The organism is Nitrospirillum amazonense, assembly GCF_007828045.1.
Classification (GTDB): domain Bacteria; phylum Pseudomonadota; class Alphaproteobacteria; order Azospirillales; family Azospirillaceae; genus Nitrospirillum; species Nitrospirillum amazonense_C.
The window spans coordinates 1-19,768 of sequence record NZ_VITN01000006.1 but is presented as its reverse complement, the minus strand read 5'-3'; the positions used below and the strand labels follow the sequence as shown (position 1 = coordinate 19,768).

Annotated in this window: 23 protein-coding genes; 14 read left to right on the top strand and 9 right to left on the bottom strand. The window is 69.3% G+C overall.

The window, feature by feature from the left end; all coding sequences use genetic code 11:
• Positions 1-149: 149 nt before the first annotated feature.
• Complete coding sequence (locus FBZ89_RS11585; protein ID WP_145750154.1) at positions 150-491, top strand: BufA1 family periplasmic bufferin-type metallophore; 342 nt, start codon at positions 150-152, stop codon at positions 489-491.
• A gap of 39 nt (positions 492-530) precedes the next feature.
• On the opposite strand, the gene FBZ89_RS11580 is transcribed toward FBZ89_RS11585, so the two are convergent.
• A complete protein-coding gene (locus tag FBZ89_RS11580; protein ID WP_145750153.1) occupies positions 531-2,357 on the bottom strand; it encodes a tetratricopeptide repeat protein in 1,827 nt (608 codons plus the stop codon).
• Between the two features lie 277 nt (positions 2,358-2,634).
• Between FBZ89_RS11580 and FBZ89_RS11575 the strand changes: the two genes are divergently transcribed.
• The 4 genes from FBZ89_RS11575 to FBZ89_RS11560 all read left to right on the top strand — a co-directional run bounded on the left by FBZ89_RS11575 (position 2,635) and on the right by FBZ89_RS11560 (position 5,929).
• Complete coding sequence (locus FBZ89_RS11575) at positions 2,635-3,996, top strand: chloride channel protein (RefSeq protein WP_145750152.1); 1,362 nt, start codon at positions 2,635-2,637, stop codon at positions 3,994-3,996.
• A gap of 127 nt (positions 3,997-4,123) precedes the next feature.
• Positions 4,124-4,525: a hypothetical protein gene (locus FBZ89_RS11570; protein WP_145750151.1), complete on the top strand. Its 402-nt coding sequence runs from the start codon at positions 4,124-4,126 to the stop codon at positions 4,523-4,525.
• 4 nt (positions 4,526-4,529) lie between these two features.
• The gene (locus FBZ89_RS11565; protein WP_145750150.1) at positions 4,530-4,754 is read left to right on the top strand and encodes a helix-turn-helix transcriptional regulator; all 225 of its coding nucleotides are present in this window, start codon (positions 4,530-4,532) and stop codon (positions 4,752-4,754) included.
• A 77-nt stretch (positions 4,755-4,831) separates the two neighbouring features.
• The gene (locus FBZ89_RS11560; RefSeq protein WP_145750149.1) at positions 4,832-5,929 is read left to right on the top strand and encodes an alpha/beta fold hydrolase; all 1,098 of its coding nucleotides are present in this window, start codon (positions 4,832-4,834) and stop codon (positions 5,927-5,929) included.
• A gap of 25 nt (positions 5,930-5,954) precedes the next feature.
• On the opposite strand, the gene FBZ89_RS11555 is transcribed toward FBZ89_RS11560, so the two are convergent.
• Positions 5,955-6,818 (bottom strand): MBL fold metallo-hydrolase, encoded by an 864-nt coding sequence (locus FBZ89_RS11555; protein ID WP_145750148.1) that lies wholly within the window; start codon positions 6,816-6,818, stop codon positions 5,955-5,957.
• Between the two features lie 108 nt (positions 6,819-6,926).
• Here FBZ89_RS11555 and FBZ89_RS11550 point away from each other — a divergent pair, with 108 nt between their 5' ends.
• Genes FBZ89_RS11550 through FBZ89_RS11540 form a run of 3 tightly spaced genes read left to right on the top strand, consistent with a single transcriptional unit; the run spans position 6,927 to position 8,189 of the window.
• On the top strand, positions 6,927-7,244 hold the full coding sequence (locus FBZ89_RS11550) for an ArsR/SmtB family transcription factor (RefSeq protein WP_145750147.1): 318 nt from the start codon (positions 6,927-6,929) through the stop codon (positions 7,242-7,244).
• Positions 7,241-7,666 (top strand): YeeE/YedE family protein, encoded by a 426-nt coding sequence (locus tag FBZ89_RS11545; protein WP_145750146.1) that lies wholly within the window; start codon positions 7,241-7,243, stop codon positions 7,664-7,666. Before FBZ89_RS11550 ends, FBZ89_RS11545 begins: the two co-directional genes overlap by 4 nt.
• A 4-nt stretch (positions 7,667-7,670) precedes the next feature.
• Positions 7,671-8,189 (top strand): YeeE/YedE family protein, encoded by a 519-nt coding sequence (locus FBZ89_RS11540; RefSeq protein WP_145750145.1) that lies wholly within the window; start codon positions 7,671-7,673, stop codon positions 8,187-8,189.
• Here FBZ89_RS11540 and FBZ89_RS11535 read toward each other — a convergent pair.
• The 4 genes from FBZ89_RS11535 to FBZ89_RS11520 form a co-directional block, all read right to left on the bottom strand.
• The gene (locus tag FBZ89_RS11535) at positions 8,161-9,375 is read right to left on the bottom strand and encodes a glycoside hydrolase family 27 protein (RefSeq protein WP_145750144.1); all 1,215 of its coding nucleotides are present in this window, start codon (positions 9,373-9,375) and stop codon (positions 8,161-8,163) included. The two genes, FBZ89_RS11540 and FBZ89_RS11535, sit on opposite strands and share 29 nt — an antisense overlap.
• Positions 9,376-9,591: 216 nt before the next feature.
• Positions 9,592-10,218: a hypothetical protein gene (locus FBZ89_RS11530; RefSeq protein ID WP_145750143.1), complete on the bottom strand. Its 627-nt coding sequence runs from the start codon at positions 10,216-10,218 to the stop codon at positions 9,592-9,594.
• Between the two features lie 305 nt (positions 10,219-10,523).
• Positions 10,524-10,766 (bottom strand): hypothetical protein, encoded by a 243-nt coding sequence (locus FBZ89_RS11525; protein WP_145750142.1) that lies wholly within the window; start codon positions 10,764-10,766, stop codon positions 10,524-10,526.
• A gap of 119 nt (positions 10,767-10,885) precedes the next feature.
• Positions 10,886-11,422 (bottom strand): DUF3291 domain-containing protein, encoded by a 537-nt coding sequence (locus FBZ89_RS11520; protein ID WP_211115198.1) that lies wholly within the window; start codon positions 11,420-11,422, stop codon positions 10,886-10,888.
• 168 nt (positions 11,423-11,590) lie between these two features.
• Between FBZ89_RS11520 and FBZ89_RS11515 the strand changes: the two genes are divergently transcribed.
• Positions 11,591-11,908, top strand: coding sequence for a chorismate mutase (locus tag FBZ89_RS11515; protein ID WP_088873795.1), 318 nt, complete (start codon positions 11,591-11,593; stop codon positions 11,906-11,908).
• 31 nt (positions 11,909-11,939) lie between these two features.
• On the opposite strand, the gene FBZ89_RS11510 is transcribed toward FBZ89_RS11515, so the two are convergent.
• On the bottom strand, positions 11,940-14,324 hold the full coding sequence (locus FBZ89_RS11510; protein ID WP_145750141.1) for a FecR family protein: 2,385 nt from the start codon (positions 14,322-14,324) through the stop codon (positions 11,940-11,942).
• A 211-nt stretch (positions 14,325-14,535) separates the two neighbouring features.
• On the opposite strand from FBZ89_RS11510, the gene FBZ89_RS11505 reads away from it, so the two are divergent.
• Positions 14,536-15,210: a hypothetical protein gene (locus tag FBZ89_RS11505; protein ID WP_145750140.1), complete on the top strand. Its 675-nt coding sequence runs from the start codon at positions 14,536-14,538 to the stop codon at positions 15,208-15,210.
• On the opposite strand, the gene FBZ89_RS11500 is transcribed toward FBZ89_RS11505, so the two are convergent.
• Positions 15,207-16,076 carry an alpha/beta hydrolase family protein gene (locus FBZ89_RS11500; protein WP_145750139.1) on the bottom strand — a complete coding sequence of 290 codons (870 nt, stop codon included), beginning with the start codon at positions 16,074-16,076 and terminating at the stop codon, positions 15,207-15,209. The genes FBZ89_RS11505 and FBZ89_RS11500 overlap by 4 nt on opposite strands.
• A 95-nt stretch (positions 16,077-16,171) precedes the next feature.
• Between FBZ89_RS11500 and FBZ89_RS11495 the strand changes: the two genes are divergently transcribed.
• The 3 genes from FBZ89_RS11495 to FBZ89_RS11485 all read left to right on the top strand — a co-directional run bounded on the left by FBZ89_RS11495 (position 16,172) and on the right by FBZ89_RS11485 (position 18,068).
• A complete protein-coding gene (locus FBZ89_RS11495) occupies positions 16,172-16,720 on the top strand; it encodes a TetR/AcrR family transcriptional regulator (protein ID WP_186457308.1) in 549 nt (182 codons plus the stop codon).
• Between the two features lie 38 nt (positions 16,721-16,758).
• Positions 16,759-17,454: an aspartate/glutamate racemase family protein gene (locus FBZ89_RS11490; RefSeq protein WP_145750137.1), complete on the top strand. Its 696-nt coding sequence runs from the start codon at positions 16,759-16,761 to the stop codon at positions 17,452-17,454.
• Between the two features lie 86 nt (positions 17,455-17,540).
• On the top strand, positions 17,541-18,068 hold the full coding sequence (locus FBZ89_RS11485; protein ID WP_145750136.1) for a hypothetical protein: 528 nt from the start codon (positions 17,541-17,543) through the stop codon (positions 18,066-18,068).
• 2 nt (positions 18,069-18,070) lie between these two features.
• Here FBZ89_RS11485 and FBZ89_RS11480 read toward each other — a convergent pair whose 3' ends face one another.
• Positions 18,071-18,859: a hypothetical protein gene (locus tag FBZ89_RS11480; RefSeq protein ID WP_145750135.1), complete on the bottom strand. Its 789-nt coding sequence runs from the start codon at positions 18,857-18,859 to the stop codon at positions 18,071-18,073.
• 240 nt (positions 18,860-19,099) lie between these two features.
• Here FBZ89_RS11480 and FBZ89_RS11475 point away from each other — a divergent pair, with 240 nt between their 5' ends.
• Positions 19,100-19,531 (top strand): OsmC family protein, encoded by a 432-nt coding sequence (locus tag FBZ89_RS11475; protein ID WP_145750134.1) that lies wholly within the window; start codon positions 19,100-19,102, stop codon positions 19,529-19,531.
• Positions 19,532-19,768: the final 237 nt, after the last annotated feature.

The following is a 19,768-nucleotide window of genomic DNA, read 5'->3' as shown; positions in this document are numbered from 1 at the left end:
TCTTTCGAGACCTGCACGCACGATACTATCCGTTTTGTCGCACGATCCGCGCTAAAGGCTGTTTTGCAAGTATCGCCGCCTGCCCTTATCTTCCCCCTAGCCGGAGGGGCCGATACGGCCGTCACCCGGTCCCAACAGGAGGAAGGCCCATGTCTCAATCCCGTGTTTCGTCCGCCGTCCGGCAGGCCGCCGACGTTCCTGCCACGCCGCAGACGGCCGTGACCGTCGCGGCCGCCCTGGCCGGCGCCCTGGCACTGGCGGCGTTCGCCGGTCCGGCCCACGCCGCCGACGCCACCGAGAAGTGCTACGGCATCTCCAAGGCCGGGCAGAACAGCTGCGCCAACAGCTCCGGCAGCCATTCCTGCGCCGGCCAGTCCACCAAGAATTACGACGGCCAGGACTGGAAGGCCGTGAAGGCCGGCACCTGCGCCAGCATGGGCGGCAAGACCGAAGCGTTCAACGGCACCGGCACGCCGAAGGACGGCAAGTAAGGTTCCGGCGGCGGGGACTGGCCATCAAGGCCCCCGCCGCTATTCCGTGACCTGGGCGCGCAACGCCGCCGCCATATCCGCGACCACGCCCGGCCAATCGCCGGGGCGCCGCTGCCGGAACAGACGGGCGGTCGGGTACCACGGGCTGTCCTCCCGCCCTGAGAACCAGCGCCATTCGCTGCCCGTATCCAGCATCAGCCACAGCGGGCGCCCCAGGGCCCCGGCCAGGTGGGCCACGCCCGTGTCCAGCGCGATGACCAGATCCGCCTGCGCCAGTATGGCCGCGGTATCCGCCAGGCTGTGCAGCCTATCACCCAAATCCAGGAAATCCGCCCGCTTAGCCAAGGCGGCACCCGCCGTGGCCAAGTCGCGCCGCCCGTCGTCGGTCTGGACGCAGACCCAGCCCACCCGGCCCGCCAGCACCGGATCGTTCAGCAGCGGCAGCAGCGGCGCCAGGCGCGGCGCCCGGTGGCGATGGTAGGACAGGCGGGTCGACCCCGCCCACACCAGCGCCACGCGGAACGCCGGCAGGCCATCCAGCACCCCGGCCCAGCGCTGAACGGCGTCCGCCGGCGGCGCCAGATAGGGCACGGTATCGGCCGCGAAACCCAGGGGCGTCGCCGCCAGGGGCAGCAGCGCCAGGCAATCCGCCTGTACCCAGCCGGCATCCGGCGGCAGCGGCTGGGCCAAAGGCCCCGCCCCTTCCACCAAGCCGGATGCGTTCAGCAGATCCACCAAGGCACCCATGCCCCGGAAGATGACCCGCATGTCCGCCTGGCGCAGAAACCGGGCATACCGGATGAAATGCATGACATCGCCCAGTCCCTGGGTTGCCGTCACCACCAGCGCGACACCGGGCCGGACCACGCCATCCCATACCGGGACGCCGGCCAGCGCCGGACCCAGCCCCGGGGTGCGGTAGCGCCAGGCGAAATGGGGGGCGCCGCCGGCGATGTCGCCCTGGCGCAGCAGGGCCGTGCCCAGGCCCTCATGCAGGGCGGCCAAGGGAAGGCCGCCGGCGGCCGGTGTGCCATCGAGGGCGGCGCGGAAAGCGGCGGCGGCCCCGGCGGCATCGTCACGGCGCAGCGCGATGAATCCGCGGTTGGCGTGAGCCTCGGCCATGTCCGGCGCCAGGGCCAGGGCGGCCGCCACCTGCGCCGCCGCCTCATCGATGCGGTTGGCGTCGATCAGCACGGCGGAGGCGATGACATGCAAATCGGCCCGGTCCGGCGCCAGCGCCACGGCGGCCAGCACGGGTTCCACCGCCGCGTCCGCCTGGCCGGCGGCCAGCAGGGTATTGGCCAGGTCACACCAGGTGAGGGCGCCGGGCGCCGCCGCCGTCCGTTCCCGCGCCACCGCCACCGCCTCATCCCACCAGCCGCAGGCGCACAGGGCACGCACGAGATTGCCCTGAACCCGTATCCTCTCAGCGCCAGGCGTCAGATGATCCAGCCCGGCGCGATAGGCCGTGACGGCGCCGGGCGCGTCGCTCTGCGCCATCCGCGCATCGCCCAGGGCCGCCAGCAGCCCGCCCTGGGGGCCCAGCAGGGACAGGGCGCGGCCGAGTGCCGTGGCCGCGTCCGCCGGGCGGCCCATCTGGTAAAGCGCACCGGCGAGGTTGCGGTGATGCTCCAGTACTTGGGGGCCATGGTGGGCGGCCCGGGCGAAGCACTCCGTCGCGGTCGCATCCCGACGCTGCAGCAACAGGGCGCCCAGCATGTTCCAGGCGGCGGCGCAGGCGGGATCCTGGGCCAGCGTGTCACGGCACAGCGCCTCCGCCCCCGCACCATCACCCGCGTCGAGCCGCGCGTGCGCCTGGGCCAGCAGCATACGGGCGCGCTCGTCGGCATCGGGCACGTCTGTCATGGGCGAACACGTCCTTGGAGGCACGAGGGTCTGTCAATTCGCCGCACCTTACAGCCAGCGGGCCCGATTGGCATCGGGCCGAATTGAAACCGCCACCGCGGGCCTGGACATTGCCATGGCCACCCACCCTCGAGGCCGCAGGCATGACATGCCAACGGTCCAGCGTTCACCTTATCAAGGGTAGGATCAGGTCGCCCCCCAGCGGATCATGGTCTAGGGTGCATCGACATCCTCACCGTCCCTCCAGATACGATTCCCCGAGAAGGCGCCCCGTCCCATGGCATTGGCAGCATACCGACGCACCCGCCGCCTGTGGCTTTCACGCGAGGGCTGGCAACGGCGGCTGGTGTTTTGGGGCGGCGGTGTGCTGGTGGGCCTGGCGGCGGTCGTCTTCGCCGCCCTGGCGGACAAGGCGCAGGAATTGTTCGGCGGCGCCATCGCCGGTCGGCCGTGGCTGCCCCTGCTGCTCACCCCCGCGGGGCTGGCGCTGTCGGCCTGGCTGACGCGGGCCTATTTCCCCAATGCCGGCGGCAGCGGCATCCCCCAGGCCATCGCCGCCCGCGAATTGCGCGACCAGCGGGAACGGACCGCCCTGGTCTCCATCCGCCTGGCGGTGGGCAAGATCGTGCTGACCCTGGTGGGGCTGGCGGTCGGCGCGTCCATCGGGCGCGAGGGGCCGACGGTGCAGGTGGGCGCCTCGCTCATGCACCGGGTGGGCGCCACCTTCGGCGGACGCTTCCCCGGACTGCTGCTGGCCGGCGGCGCCGCCGGCGTGGCCGCGGCCTTCAACACGCCCCTGGCCGGCATCGTCTTCGCCATCGAGGAGATGGGGCGCGGCTTCGATATGCGCACCGGCGCCCTGGTGCTGGCCGCCGTGACCGTGGCCGGTGCCGCCCCGCTGGCCATCCAGGGCGACTACCTCTATTTCGGGCAAAGCACGGCACACATGGCCACCTGGCAGGATTGGGCGCTGGTGCCGCTGTGCGGCATCATCGGTGGCCTGGCCGGCGGCGCCTTCAGCCGCGTGGTGGTCCGCATGGCCAAGGGTGTCGGCCACTGGCCCGGCCACGCCGGCCGCGCCGGGCGCTGGATCAAGGCCCACCCCATCCCCTTCGCCGCGCTGTGCGGCCTGGCGCTGGCCCTGCTGGGATTGGCCACCGGCGGCGACACCTACGGCACCGGCTATGCCCAGGCCAAGGCCCTGCTGGAGGCGGCGTCCCATCCGCAAGCCGCCGGCGCCGTCTCTCCCATCTTCGGGCCGGCCAAGTGGCTGGCCACGGCCCTGTCCTCCGTCAGCGGCATCCCCGGCGGCATCTTCTCCCCCTCGCTGGCCGTGGGCGCGGGTCTGGGTGCGGAACTGGGGCACCTGCTGCCCGGCGCCAATGCCGAGGTCGCGGTGCTGGTGGGCATGGTCGCCTATTTCGCCGGCGTGGTGCAGGCGCCCATCACCGCCTTCGTCATCGTGCTGGAGATGACGGGTAACCATGCCATGGCCGTGCCCATCATGGCCGGCAGCCTCATCGGTTGCGGCGCCGCCCGCATGATGGGGGCGGAGGCGGTGTACCACGCCCTGTCCCACGGCTTCCTGGACAAGGCGCACAAGGCCATCGCCGCCCGGGGACCGTCCGCCGCCCGCTGAACGCTTTCCCATCATATACGCCATGTCCGCTATAGCGAACATGATGTAACTTATCTTTGACATGGGGCCATGTCCGGTATATTTAACATCATGTCCGCTATTCCTTACCCATGAAGGGAGAGGCCGCATGTCGTTCCGGGAGAAAAGCGCGCTGGCGACCGCCCTCGCGCTGGCATTTGTTTATGGGTTTTATGCCTGGCGGGTATGGGGCGTGGGGGTCCCACCGGCAGCGGCGATGCCGGGCATGGTGGGTGTGGCCCTGGCGCAGGCCATCGTGGTGACTGCGGCCCATATCGCACTGGCCATCCACCGCCGGCCCGAACGGCCGGATGAGCGTGACCAGGCCGCCGCCCTGCGCGGCCAGCGCAACGCCTATTACGTGCTGCTGACGGGGGCCATCGGCGTGCTGTGGCTGGCGCTGCGCGGCATGCCCGGCCTGACCGTGGCCCACGCCATGTTGGCCTCGGTCGTGCTGGCGGAAATCGTCCGCCACGCCTCGCAGTTGGTGTTCTACCGGTGGGGATACTGAGCCCATGGGCCAGACCACCATCCGCAACACCATCCGCGCCCTGCGCTTCCAGAATGGCGAGATGACGCAACAGACCCTGGCCGACCGCGTGGGCGTCACCCGGCAGACCATCATCGCCATCGAACAGGGGCGCTACTCCCCCTCGCTGGAGGCCGCCTTCCGCATCGCCGCCGTCTTCGGCGTGCCGCTGGAAGCGGTGTTCCAGTACGATGGCGGCGGGGAAGGCTGACCATCCGCCTATACCAGGTTCGGCAGCCCTCACCGTATATTGCATACGATAAGAATCCCGCCTGGAGCCTTCACGCCATGATCCGATCCGCTGCCCGCGCCCTTTGCGCGCCCCTGCTGCTGGGCGCCGCCCTGCTGGCCGCCCCCGCCGCCCTGGCCGCCGAGCCGGTGAAGCCCGCCACCAAGGAGGGCGACGTGATGGTGAAGGATTTCACCTTCAAGACCGGTGAGATCCTGCCCGAGGTGCGGCTGCACTACACCACCCTGGGCGCGCCGCACCGCGACGCCAAGGGCCATGTCGACAACGCCATCCTGATCATGCACGGCACGGGCGGCACCGGCGCCCAGTTCCTGCGCCCGCAGTTCAGCGACGTGCTGTTCCAGCCGGGCGGCGTGCTGGACCCGGCGCGCTATTACATCATCCTGCCTGACGACGTGGGCCACGGTAAGTCCAGCAAGCCCAGCGACGGCCTGCACGCCCATTTCCCGCGGTATGACTACGACGACATGGTGGCGCTGGAACACCAGTTGGTGACCCGGCTGGGCGTGGACCACCTGCGCTTGGTCATGGGCACGTCCATGGGCTGCATGCACGCCTTCGTCTGGGGCGAGACCTACCCCGACGCCATGGACGCGCTGATGCCGCTGGCGTGCCTGCCTCAGACCATCGCCGGACGCAACCGTCTGTGGCGCCAGATGTCCATCGCCGCCATCAAGGCCGACCCCGCCTGGCAGGGGGGCGAGTACAAGGCCCAGCCCAAGGAGGGCCTGCGCACCGCCGCCGCCCTGCTGTCTATCGCCGGCAGCGCCCCCATCCAGATGCAGAAAACCTATCCCACCCGCGAGGCGGCCGACGCCGCGGTGGAGAAAATCCTGGACGTGAGCGGGATGGAGGCCAACGACCTGATCTATCAGCTGGACGCGTCACGCTTCTATGACCCGTCGCCCAAGCTGGAAACCATCAAGGCGCCGGTGCTGTGGATCAATTCCGGCGACGATTTCATCAATCCGCCGGAACTGGGCCTGGCCGAGCAACTGGCGAAGCGCATCCCCAAGGGCCAGTTCATCCTGATCCCGGCCAGCGACCAGACCCACGGTCACGGCAGCCACACCTGGGCGGTGCTGTGGCAGGATAAGCTGGCCGACCTGCTGGCCCGCACTGCCGCCAAGAACTGAGCGGCAAGGTTATGGAGCGGCAGGATTACAGGGCGTCCAGCGGGATCTTCAGGTAGCGGACGCCATTCCCCTCGGGCAAGGGCAGGTTCCCCGCCCGCACGTTGACCTGGACCGAAGGCAACAGCAGGCGGGGCGCGCCCAGGCCCGCGTCGCGCTGCCGCCGCAGGGTGACGAAGGCCATCTCGTCCACCCCATCGCGCAGGTGGATGTTGTGGGCGCGCTGGTCCGCCACCGTGCTTTCCCAGGCATAATGGTCGCGGCCCGGCGCCTTGTAATCATGGGCTGTGAACAGCCGCGTCTCAGGCGGCAGACTGAGCAGGCGGCGGACGGAACGGTAGAGGGTGGCGGCATCGCCCCCGGGGAAATCCGTGCGCGCGCTGCCGTAATCCGGCTGGAACAGCGTATCGCCCACGAAGGCCGCGTCACCGATCACATAGCTGACGTCGGCCGGCGTATGCCCGGGGGTATGCAGCGCCCGTAGGGTCAGCCAGCCCAGGGCCGCCGCCTCCCCATCCCGGCACAGATGGTCGAACTGGCGGCCGTCGGTCGCGAAGTCGCCCCCCAGGTTGAACAGGCGGCCGAAGATGGCCTGGGTCTGACGCACCTCCGCCCCGATGCCGGTCCGGCCGCCCAGCGCCCGCTGCAGGTAGGGGGCGGCGGACAGGTGATCGGCGTGGATATGGGTCTCCAGAATCCACTGGACCGACAGGCCCCGGGCCCGCACGGCGGCGATAATCCGGTCGGCCGAAGCCGTACCGGTGCGCCCCGACTTGGGATCGAAGTCCAGCACGCTGTCGATGATGGCGGCCGCCCCTGTGGCGGGGTCGACGACCAGATAGGTCACGGTGTTGGTGGCGTCATCGAAAAAGGCCTGCACGTCGGGGGCCATGGCCGCTGTCCCTTCCAAGAAGATGTCCGGCGAGCGCCGGAACGCTTGCCTGAAGCTGGTGCCATCCTATATATTAGTCAAGTCTAATTTATAAATTAGGAATGTATAATGGATCTGCCTGATTCCACCGCCCTTGAGGCCCGCGCAACGGAGGCGGAGGCTTTCCTGCGGTCGCTGGCCAGCCGGCACCGGCTGATGATCCTGTGCGCCCTGGTGCAGGGGGAGATGACGGTGGGCGCTCTGGCGCAGCACCTGGGACTGGCGCAGTCCAACCTGTCGCAGCACTTGGCGAAACTGCGGGATGAGGAGCTGGTGGCCACGCGGCGGGAGGGGACGGTGATCCACTACCGCATCGGGTCCGACAAGGTACGCCCTATGCTGGAGGCGTTGTACGCCCTGTTCTGCGCGCCGGAGGAACAACCATGAGCGGCTTCACCCCCACGCACGCCTTGGTGGGCGGCGCCTTGATCGGCGCGGCGACGGCCCTGCTGTGGCTGGGCCTGGGCCGCATCGCCGGCATCAGCGGCATCGTGGGCGGCCTGATGACCGCCGCGCGGGGCGACCGGATCTGGCGCCTGGCCTTCCTGGCCGGGATCATGGCGGCGCCGGTGATGTACCGGCTGGCGGGCGGCGCCGTGCCAACCGGCGCATCAGGGACCGGCCCCACGCTGGTCATCGTCGGCGGGCTGCTGGTGGGGGTGGGCACGCGGCTGGCGGGCGGCTGCACCAGCGGCCACGGCGTCTGCGGCCTGGCCCGGCTGTCGCCGCGTTCCGCGACAGCCACCGGGGTCTTCATGGCCGTGGCCGCGTTGACCGTCTTTCTCCACCGCCACGTCCTGGGGGGCTGATCCCATGCGCCGTCTCATCCTGGCCTTGGCGGCCGGCCTGGTGTTCGGGTTCGGCCTGACCGTGTCATCCATGATCAACCCGGCCAAGGTGCTGGCCTTCCTGGATGTGGCCGGCGGCTGGGATCCCAGTTTGGCCCTGGTCATGGCGGCGGCGGTGCCGGTGGCGGGGGCCGGCTTCGTCCTCGGGCGCCGCCGGCAGGCGCCCCTGGCCGCGCCCGCCTTCCAGCCCCCGGCCGTCCGCGCCATCGACCGACGGCTGGTGGCGGGGGCCGCCCTGTTCGGCGTGGGTTGGGGATTGGTGGGGTATTGCCCCGGTCCGGCATTGGCGGCCCTGGGCGTCACGGTGGCCGACCCCAAGGGGGTGGACCTGGCGGGCGCGCCCCTGTTCATCCTGGCCATGTTGGTCGGGATGGCCGCCGTCGCCTTCATCGATCGCCGCGTGACCAGGCAGAGAATGAATCGAGTGGGCGCCCCGGCGGAGCGCCCACAGGTCATCAAACGGCCGGACGCACCGTCACCATGACCACGCCGTGCGGCGCCACCTCGGCGGTGTAGCCACCTTTGGTCGTGCCCTGGTCCTTGGCCAGCCACAGGTCGCGCACCTTGGCGGGCAGCTTGGCCGGGTAGCCCAGATCCGCCCAGTTGACGGTGATCCTGGCCGGCACCGTGCCCCGGTTCAGCAGCACCACGGCGCGGTCGCCGCTGGCCAGCGGCCGGGCCCATATCTCCATGTCGCCCTGCTTGGCGATACGGCGACCCTGGGCCCCCAGGGCGTCCTGGTCCACGGCGATGACCTCGGCATTGGTCAGGGTGGCCTTGGTGGCTGGGCTCATGCTGGTCAGGTCGTTACCGGCGATCAAGGGGGCCGCCAACAGGGCCCACAGGCTGAAGTGCGCACGATATTCCGTGTCGGTCATGCCGCCGTTGCCGACCTCCAGCATGTCCGGATCGTTCCAATGTCCGGGGCCGGCATAGGGATAGAGGTCGGCCTCCAGATCCAGGATGTCCATGACACCCAGGGAATAGCCCTTCTTGCCCTGCCAGCCGTCATAGATGTCGCCGGTGCTGCGCCACAGGTTGCCCACGGCCTGTGCCCACAGCCAAGGCTTGGCCGTGCCCCATTCGCACATGCTGAAGACGATGTCGCGGCCGGATGCCCGAAGCGCGTCGCTCATCAGCGTATAGGCGGCCTTGGCGTCCAGCGTGCCGGTGGAGCACCAGTCGTATTTGAGGTAATCCACGCCCCAGGCGGCGTACTGGGCGGCGTCCTGGTATTCATGACCCAGGCTGCCCGGCCGCTTGCCGCAGGTTTCCTTGCCAGCGTCGGAATAGATACCGAACTTCAGGCCCTTGGAGTGGATGTAGTCGCCCAGGGCCTTGAGGCCGGAGGGGAAGCGGACCGGGTCGGGCTGTATGTCGCCATGGGCGTCACGGGCGCCGTGCCAGCAGTCGTCGATCACCACATACTTGTAGCCGGCACCCGCCATGCCGGAGGACACCATGGCGTCGGCCGCCCTGCGGATGACATCCTCATTGATCTCACAGGCGAACTTGTTCCACGTGTTCCAGCCCATGGGCGGGGTCAAGGCCAGGCCGTTGGGCTGGCGCGGCGGCTCCGCATCCTTGGGATCATCCGCCTTGGCCGGGTGGGCCAGCATCAGCAGCGGCACGACAAGCAAGGCCGCCAGGGCCAGGAGCATTCTTCGCATGGGACGTTCCTCGAGTGATCGGCCCCATAGCCGGGGGCCGTTTTTGGACGGTCGGCGCCGCCATGCGTAATTTATAGGATAAATAAGCCTTTTTGAAAAATCATTCGATGACATGTGGCTATGACAAAACCCCCGGGGACCGGGCCCCGGGGGTTTCGCACAACGCGCCTGAAGGGAGATGGACGGTTGCCTCGCAGGCGCGCGTCCGGCCGCACCTTACGGACGGGGATTGTCCGGCTGGCTGGTCGAGCCGGTGGTGCCGCTATCCGGACTGGACGGCGCCGGGGGCGGCGGCGCGGCCTCCTCCGGGCTCTGGCCCGGATCGGTCTTCTTCTGCGCCATATGTTTGGCCGACTTCTTGGCATGGGCCGACTTCGCGGCCTTGCCCTTGTCGTCGTTCGGGTCATGCGGCGGTAGCGGCTGCACCACCGGCGGCTTTTCCGTCACCGCCTGGCTGGACGAGGACGACGAGGACATGGAACCGCTCTGGTCCGACGGGGCCGGGGGCATGGTCGATGGCGACGAGACGTCCGGCTGGTTCATTCCTGGCTGCTGGCCCGGCTGCTGGCCCGGCTGCTGGCCCATCCCGGCGCGGTCGCCCGGCAGGCCGTGGGAATTGGACGGGCTGGGACTGGTGGCGTCCGGCCCCGGCGGCAGGGTCGACGGCGTGCCGCTGCGGGTGGTGTCTTCGGATTGCGGCGTGCCCGGCATGGGCGTGCCCTCGGGCGGCGCGGTCTGCGCCCAGGCGGCAGCGCTCAAGACAGGGGCGGACGCCAGGCCGGCGGCCAGGGTCAGCGCGGTCGCCGTGCGGGCCCAGCCCGCGGTGGTCAACTTCGTGAACATGGGTCGTCCTCCATTCCTCGTAAGAAAGGCGTGACATCAGGGGACCGCCCAATGGTGGCGAAAAAACGTCGCAACACCGCAAACAATGTGATCCGGGCGGGGGTATGCCCTTTGCCCCAACGGCACCCCTGAGATGGGCCGCCCCCAGGAACCGGGGCCGGCGGGTAGGCGGGGCGGAACGGATATGGAAACGCCCTGGGGACCGCAAAGTTCCGCCAGGACGTTCCATCAGAGGCGCGTGGCCGGCTGATTGGCGGGGATTACCCCACAAAAGTGAGCGGGCCCTGGCCCGCCGTCACCCGGCCTTAGCCATGGGGATGATGCACCGGGGCATGATGCGCCACATGGTGCACGTGGTGATGGTGGTGATGATGATGGCGGTGATGCACCACGCGGTGATGGACCACCTCGGCCTGGGCACTGCCGGCCGTCATGAACGGCGCCAACGCCAGGCCGAAGGCCAGGGCCAGGGCAGCGACCCCGCGACGGCGCCAGGATATGCCGATGGACGGGGAGGCGCTGGTGGTGGGGCGGGTCAGGACGGGCATGGTCTCGATCCTTTCGACATGAACAGGGCCCGGCCTCGCCGGGCACTTTCATGACACCGCCCAAAGGTGGCGAAAAAACGCCACCCCCCGGGATTTAATGAGACCTTCCCTGGGCGTGCTCACTCCCAGCCGACGCAATGCGGTTCCGGCGCCATGTCCTCGGGCGCAGCCGGCGGGGCGGCGGGGTACGGGTACTTCTGCTTGAAGGTGAAGGCATGCGGCGTGGCCCCGTGCCGTTCCAGATGGGCCAGGCGCTCCAACCCCTCCTGCGGGGTGGGGCGATGGCCGGCGGGAACCCACCACAGGACCTGGTACATGTCGATGGGCCGTTCGAACCATTCCCGCCGCCGCGCCATGACGGTGCGATGGGCGGATTTGTACACGTAATCGAACAGCGCCTCGGCCGACGCCCACACCGACATGTTCACCAGGAACCGCGGATTGTCGCTGACCAGGATGTCGGTGGCGTTGCCGCTGTCTGACTGTAGGCGCCAGACGAAGCCGGGGCTGCCTTCGGCCAGGGTGTTGATCTCGTCCAACTGGTTCACGAAATCGGCGATGCGCGGATCGTCCATGGCGTAGAGCGCCGTGCCGACGTTCATCTGCGCCAATTGCCAGCCGCCCGCCACGGCCCCCGTCTCTCCCCCGGCCTCCATGGACCACCTTCCGTAAATTTGGTTCAGGAAGGTCTGAATTTATGCATCGGCTGTTGCGGCTTCCAGCCCACGCGCGACCGTTTGTTATAAAAGCCCCTCATAATTTTCACTGACGGCGCTCGGCGGGGAACTGTACTGTCGGCCCGTCCGTGATCCCAAGGAGTGGCCATGTCCGGCGCCGAGCACCCTGCCCCCGCCATTCATCCCGAACTGAAGCGCCTGCGCGACAGCATCGACAACATAGACGCCGCCCTGATTTACATGCTGGCGGAACGGTTCAAGTGTACCCAGCAGGTCGGGGCGCTGAAGGCGCGCATCGACCTGCCCAGCAGCGACCCGGGCCGCGAGGCGGCCCAGATCGAGCGCTTGCGCCGCCTGGCAGAGGGCGCCCATCTGGATCCGGACTTCGCGGCCAAGTTCCTGAACTTCATCATCAAGGAAGTGATCCGCCATCACGACGGCTTCCGCGCGGCCGAACAGGCCTGAACCCCACCGCCGGCATCTATGACGGGCGCCGTCAGTTGCGGTGGGGCTGACCAGGGTCGTTGGGATGGCCCGGCGCCTGCTGATGCTGCGGTTCGGGATGCGCCGGATGCTGCTGCGGTTGTGGATGCTGCGGGGGCTGCGGATGCGGCGCCTCCGGCCGCGCCTGAGGCGGCGGCATGCGCTGCGGTTCCGGCCGGGGGGGCATGTCCATATGGGGCCGGGGCTCCGCCGGTGACTGTGGCCGGGGCTGCTGATGGAATTCATGCTGCGGCGGCGGGTGGTCGGCTTGGCGCGGCGGCTGCGGCGCCTGCGGCTGGCGCCGCTCCTCAAGGTTCGGCGCGTCCGGCCGATGACGTTCCCCACGCGGAGCCGCGGGCGCCCCTTGCGGACGTTCGGGACCGGCCTGGGCGGGACCGGCCTGGGCGGGGCCTGGCTGACCCTGCGGCGGATGGCCCGCCGGATGGGACATCCCGCCCGGCCCCCCTTCCTGATGGTTGGGGTGCTGGTTGGGGCCGCCGGGCTGAGAAACCCCAGCCTGGGGCACCGGGGATGGCGCTTGATTGGCCACGGGCCCGGGGCGTTCCTGCGTCGCTTGGTGCACCGGCGGCAGGCCGGGCGGCTGGCTATGGTCGCGCAGGGTGGGCAGCCCCCCGGGACCCCGGTTGGCCCAGGCGGCGCCCTCGGGCCGGTTGGGCCCTGCCTGGCCCGGATGGAACCCCGGCTCGTCCGGCCGACGGTCCGTCGGACGGAATCCGCCAGGGTGGTCCGCTCCGGGCCCGTTACCGTTGGGGCCGTTGCCGTTGGGCCGGTTGCCGTTGGGATGCGGGTCGCCGGGCCGGAACGCACCGGCCTGTGGCCCCCCGACTGGGGCGCCATTAGGCCCGCGCAGGTCCAGGTGCCGGGGACCGGCACCCTCGGCCCGTGGGTCGAACCGGGGGCCGGGGTTGGCGGGACGCGGGGCAGGCGTTCCACCCGGCGGGTCGGGCAGGTGCAGGCGCTGCGCCACCTGCGGCGTCACGCCGGCGGTGGCGACGGTGGGTTGCAATGGCGGTCGCCCCACAACGGCGCGGGCGTTGGCGAACTGGTGCTCGTCCCAAGGCCGGGCGCCGCCGTTATAGCGGCCGTAGTGGCCGGCGACCATGGCGTCCGCTGGCATCATCGAGGCGCCGCGTCGGTTGGCGTAATTGTTGATGGTGATATTGGTGACCTGGGTGACGTTGTTCACGACCGTCAGGTTGCGGACCACGGGCCGATTCACGTATTCCACATAGCGCGGGCTGGTCCGGTACCAGGGGTGGTACGGCTCCTGCCAGCCCAGGGGGCACCAGCCGACGGGCGGGTGTCCCCTATCGTCGTAATGGGGGCCGCCGATGCTGACGCCGATGGCGACGCCGGCCCCGAAAAAGGCGACCAGCGCCGGGGCGTAGACCGGCGGGGGCGGCGGCCCGCCGACCACGACGGCACCGCCGGGCGCCCAGGCCCAGCGGCCATGGATGTCCACCCAGCGCCCGTAGTGGAAGGGGGCGAACCCCCACGGCGCGTCATCGATCCAGGTCCATCCCCATGGGGCGACATAGGCCCAGTGGCCGTCGCGATAGGGCGCCCAGTCGGACTCGACCTGCGGATACCAGACCTGGCCATAGTCGGGCGTGGCCTGCCAGCTGCCATATTCGCCCAAATCGTCGGCGCCGGGCATGGCCATGACATCCGGCGGGGGTGTGGAAGACCCGACGCGGTCGGTGCGCAGCATGGCCGTCAGGAAGGGGTCGTGCTCGGCCGGCCGCACATTGACGTTGGGCGGATTGTCGCCTGTGATCTCCCCCGTCTGCCCGCCATTGATCCGCAGGGACAGGCCCTGGCCGCTGAGTTGCGCCGACCCTTCCAGCACGGTGACGCGGGTGGGGGTGTCGGTATCGCCGGCCGAAACCTCGTACCTGCCGGGCCCCTCCAGCGTGACCAGGCCACGCGGCGTGCGCAGGCTGTAGCGTTCGCCGGGCATAAGGCCCCGTATGCGCACATAGACCTGGCCCTGCGCCAAGTCGGCGGTGAAATCGCGGTCGTCCAGGCTGTCGATATCCAGCTCGGTGGTGCCGTCCATGACCAGCCGGGTGGTGGAGATATCGACCGTGGCGCTGGCCCCCGGCTCGGTCCATAGCGCGTTGCCGCTGGTCAGGGGGTAGTTGGGAGTGGCGGGGTCCCACTGGGTGCCGTCGGCGGTGTGGAAGGAAACGGTGCCCTGAACCCGTGCCAGCCGTCCCACCCGCGCCGGCGGATCGCCCGCGTATTGGTCGCCGCCATCGTCGTAGGTAGGGGCCCCCTCTTGGGCGCGCGCCAGATCGCCCATGAACGGGGATATGGTCATCAGCAGCGCCAGGGCCGTCATGGCGCCGTGGCGTAGGCCGAGGCGCCGGGCCATGGGGCGTTCAGGTACCGCATAACTGGGCATGATGGCAGGTTCCACCCTGGTTCTCATCGATCCATGCCAGGCTGCGCGCGCATGGTGGCATAACTGCGACGAATGATGGCCCCTATTTGGACGGGGGGCGAATCCTATTGCCCGGCGCCAAACGCCGCGCGCAGAGTGCGCCGGCCCCGGCAAGGAAGCCGGGGCGCGGAAGGGTTTTCAGATGATGCAGCAGTCCTTGGATGCCGTGCGCGGCGCGTTCGAGAGTGACAACGCCCCCTTGGTCCCCCGGGTCCGGAGCTTCCTGGCCGACGTGCTGCGCACGCCCGCGTCCCACGCCCGCTTCATGAACGAGCTGTCGTTGATGGAGCATATGGGCAGCAACAAGATCATGGCGACCCAGCATGGCGCCGGCATGGACCTGCCCACCCTGAAGCACCTGGCGGAAGAGGCGCGCCACGCCTTCTTCTTCAAGCGCCATGCCGAGGGCGTGGCCCGCCGCACCATGGATTATGTGCAGGCTGACCTTTTGTCGCCGGCCGCCGGCCGCCTGTATTTCCAGAAGCTGGATATCGCCGTGGAACAGGCCCTGGCAGGCGAACCGCCCCGCTCAAAGGTACTGTACCTGCACATGTCGCTGATCGTGGAATTCCGCGCCGTGTGGTTCTACCACCTTTATGAAGCGGCGCTGCGTCAGGCGGGGTCCAAGATCTCGCTGAAAAGCCTGTTGGCGGAAGAGCAGGGCCACCTGTCCGACATGGCGGAGCGGCTGGACGTCTTGGGCGCCTGGGACCCGACCCGCCTGGCGCTGATGTGCCGGGCGGAGACCGCCCTGTTCGGCACCCTGCTGGGCCGGCTGGAACGGGCGGTCGCAGCACCCGTTGCCGTGGCGGCCTAGGAAATACCGTCCAGCAACAACGGCCACGCCCGGGCATTGCGCTCGGCGAACAGGCGCAGATGGCCGATGGCCTTGGCCCCGGCCTCCGCCGGGGTGATGACCCGGTGGCGGATGGTGGCCGCCGGGTAGAAGTCCGCCAGGCGCCGGACACGTTCCGGCGGCATCATCTCATCATCCGCGATGCCCACCAGAGTGACGGCGCCGGTCATGCGATCCGGCGTGGGGTGGGGCATGGACTGTCCCCAATCCACCCGGTAGAAGCCGCGTGAGGTGCACCAGCGCCGCCATTGCCAGAACACGCCCTTGGGCAAGTCCGCCCCCAGGCCCAGCAGTCGCCCCGGCAGATAACCGCACAACAAGGTGGCCAGCGGCCCCAGCAGGAACCAGAAGGCGAGGACCGAGGGCATGTAGCTCAGCGGGTGCTTGGTCCAATGGGCGGGACCGGAGGCCACGGCGATGAGCCGCGCCACCCGCCCCGCATTGGCATGGAAGGGCAGGCACATGCCGCCCAGGGAATGGCCGACCACCCAAATCTCGGTCCCCGGATAACGATCGCACAGCCAGTCCAGGGCCGCCGCTTGGTCGATCACACCCCAGGCCGCCATGGTGGCGCCGGATCGGGTGATCGGCCCGGCGGCCGACGCGCCGAAGTCGCGGTAGTCATAGGTCAGCACCGCCGCGGCACGCGCCGCCGCCAGCCAGGCGGCGAAACGCGCGTAGTAGTCGCGCGGCACGCCGGTGGCGCCATGCAGCACCACGGCCAGCCGGGGCTCGCGCCCGTCTGGCGGCAGGGTCAGCCGGCCGGCCAGTTGGGCCCCGTCCGGGGTGGTGATGCGCACCGCCTGGTCGCCCGTATCTTCGGTCATCCCCCCCCTCCCCGTCCGCCGCGATCCGTTCTATGGTGATCGCCATAGAACGGGATATCACTAGACCGACCGACATACAATTGGCATTAAGGGGCATGCCGCGCCTGTCCGATGCCAAGAAGCATTTCGTCGATACCGCCGTGACCCTGTTCCGGCGCAAGGGCTACAATGGCGTGGGCCTGAACGAGATCATCGCCGTCAGCGGCGCGCCCAAGGGCTCGTTCTATCACCACTTTCCCGGCGGCAAGGAAGAGCTGGCGGAAGAGGCGGCCCGTCTGGCCGGGCACCGCATCGCCCGCCTGATCGACCAGGCCTTCACCGACGCGCCCACCTTCGCCGACGGCGTGCACGCCCTGGCCGACACCATCGCAGACTGGTTCGAGGCGTCGGACTGGCGTGACGGCTGCCCCGTCACCGCCCTGGTCATCGGCGCCATTCCCGACAGCACCCGTCTGTCCGCCGTGGTGGCGGAGGTGCTGGAGGATTGGGCCGTGCGCACGGCGGGCCACGCTGAACGCCTGGGCGTCGGCGACCCGCGTGAGCGGGCGGCGCGCTTTTTCATCGCGCTGGAGGGCGCCTGGCTGCTGGCCCGGGTGCAACGCACCCGTGCGCCGTTCAAGCTGGCGGCCGCCATGGTGCTGTGAGAGCGTTTCCCTCGCACGGAGCGAAAGGGGCATCCACCATGCGTATGCTAGGCCTGATCGGGGGGATGAGCTGGGAAAGCACCACGCTCTATTACCGGCATCTCAACACCATCGCCCGTGACCGGCTGGGCGGGCTGCATTCCGCCCGCCTGCTGCTGTGGTCGGTGGATTTCGCCGAGGTGGCGGCCAAGCAGCAGGCGGGCGACTGGGCCGGCGCCGGGGCCCTGATGGCCGATGCCGCGCGCCGCCTGCAGGACGCGGGCGCTGAGGCGCTGATGATCGGCGCCAACACCATGCACAAGACGGCGGACGCCGTGCGCGCCGCCACCAGCATCCCCCTGCTGCACATCGCCGACGCCACCGGCCGCGCCCTGAAGGCCGCCGGCAGCACCCGCCCGGCCCTGCTGGCCACGCGTTATACCATGGAGCAGGACTTCTACCGCGGCCACCTGGCCCAACACTACGGCGTGGATGCCCTGGTGCCGGACGCCGCCGGGCGGGACACCGTCCACCGCATCATCTACGAGGAACTGTGCCGGGGCATCGTGCTGCCCGACTCCAAGGCCGCCATCCTGGCGGAGGTGGATCGCCTGCGCGCGGCAGGTGCCGACGGCGTCATCCTGGGCTGCACGGAAATCGGCATGATCATGGGTCAGGGCGACAGTGATCTGCCGGTGTTCGATACAACGCGGCTGCACGCCGAGATGGCCATGGACTTCGCGTTAACAGATTAATATCAAAACGTTTTACGCCTATGGATTGCAATCCTCCATAGGAACGCTAGCATGGCGCCAGCGCGTCGGTTGGCGGGGTATGGGTGTTGTCCAAGTGGGTGAAGGGGGCCTTGGGCCTGGCCATCGTGGCCATCGTCGTTGCCGGATGGAATCTGGTCAGCGTCACCCTGCCCGTGGCCCGCGCGCTGGATCAGGATTCGCGCAACACCGCCGTCCATGTCGTCGCCTACCACCGGGCCCTGGTGCTGCCTGGCACTCTGGTGGTGGACGTCTGGGGGGCGGCGCCCACGACCACGCCGCTGGATGTGCTGCGTGTCCTGCTGCAAGCCGCCGCCACCTTGGATGAGCGCAGCTATGACACCGTAGTCCTGGCCTATCGCGGCCGGCCCCGCTTCACCCTGCCCGGTTTTTACTTCCGGCAGCTGGGTCATGATTACGGCCAGGGCGAGAACGCCACGGCCCTGATTCGCACCCTGCCGCAGAACGTGCGCACCCTGGATGGCAACGCCGCGTTCGAGACCTGGACCGGCGGCATGCTGGGCGTATTGGACCGGCAGATGGACGACGTGCTGACCTTCAGCCGGCGCTGGTGGATGGAACCCCACACCTCTTGAGGCTACCGCTCACGCACGAGATGCACGCCGCCAACGGTGCGCTGCAGATTGGCCAGCACGTCTGGAGGCAAGGGCCCTGCAGGCGCCTCCAGTCCCATCACACCGTAGCGGCCGGCCAACAGGCCCGGCGCCAGGCACCACCACACCTGGTCGCGCGCCACGCCGGGATGATCGGCCAGATAGGTGTCGGCCGCTTGGTCGATGTCATCCAGCAGGGCCGGGGCGACGCCCCACTCCCCATAGAGCGCCGCGATAGCCTGGCGCAGTCCGGTGGCGTTCTGGCGGCGGGCGGCCAGGATGGCCTCGACCGTGGCGCCCCCCAGGTCGGGCGGCGTCACGGTCACGCCGTCCTGGGCCAGGTTGGGGATCTGGCCACGGATAGCCGCCATCTGCGCCGCCAGGCGGGCGCGGGCATCGGCCGTGTCGCGCGGATCCAGGCTGTTGGTCGAATGGAATTCCACCACCCCGGCGGGCGCCACCGTCTTGCGCCGTCCCGCCAGGAAGGGCAGCAGGGCGCAGGCCGAGGCGCAGCGCCCCTCGACCACCACATCCAACTGCCGGCCATGGATCAGGCGGGCCATTTCCAGAGCGACCGCCACATCGCCGCCCCCGGAATCCAGCACCAGGGTCCGTGTCTCTGGCGTCAGGTTGCGGGCCAGCAGGTCCGCGTCCCCGAGCGGATGCTCGCCCGGCAGGAAGCGGCGGGGCAGGATTTCACCATGGAAGGCCAAGGTGGCGACGTCCACCCGCTGCCACGCCCTGTCCTGGTAGGCCTGGGCGCATACCGCCATTGGGTGCAGCAGGAATAGGGTCAGCAGGCTGATATATAAAAGCCGGCACCTCACAGGGCGGCCGGAGGAAAATACAAGCGGCGCGGAAGATGGTGCATGGACGGCCTGGAGTGGTTGCGATCAGCGCATCACGGGAGTCGCCGCATGGAACTGACACGATAGCTTGCTACTCTACCCCCAACGCCCAGGCCCTCGATAGAGCAGCCAACGGTGTAATCCATTGCATCAAGGAGGATCGTCATGGCCCAGTTGAAGCGCACCGCGAATGCCGTCTGGCATGGGACCGGCAAGGATGGCGACGGCACCCTGACGACGCAGAGCGCCACCCTGTCCAGCGTGCCCTATTCCTACGTCGCCCGCTTCGGCGACGGCAAAGGCACCAACCCCGAAGAACTGATCGCCGCCGCCCATGCCGGCTGCTTCAGCATGGCGCTGGCCTTCATGCTGTCCGGCGCCGGCTTCACCCCGGAGGAAATCAAGTCCGACGCGGTGCTGACAATGGAAGGCGAAGGTGGCGGCTGGCGCATCTCCGCCGTGAAGTTGACGGTGCGCGCCAAGATCCCGGGGATCGAGCCCGGCAAGTTCCAGGACCTGGCTGCCGAGGCCAAGGCCAACTGCCCGGTGTCGCGCGTGCTGAACGCCGAGATCACGCTGGATGCGGTCTTAGCCTGATGCGCCCTCAAGCGGCAGGCGCCGGCATCCGCCGGCTTGCCTTGTCCTCGATTTCCAGTTCGCTCCGCTCCCCGGAAATCTGCGGCGCCCGCGGTCGCGGGCTATCCCTGGGCGCGGTCGCCCGTACGCAGGGCCATTAGGTGCAGATCGGGTAGGGGGAAGGTTCACACCTCCCCCCTCCCACACCACCGTACGTACGGTTCCGTATACGGCGGTTCATGAAGCGTGGTTTAGGCG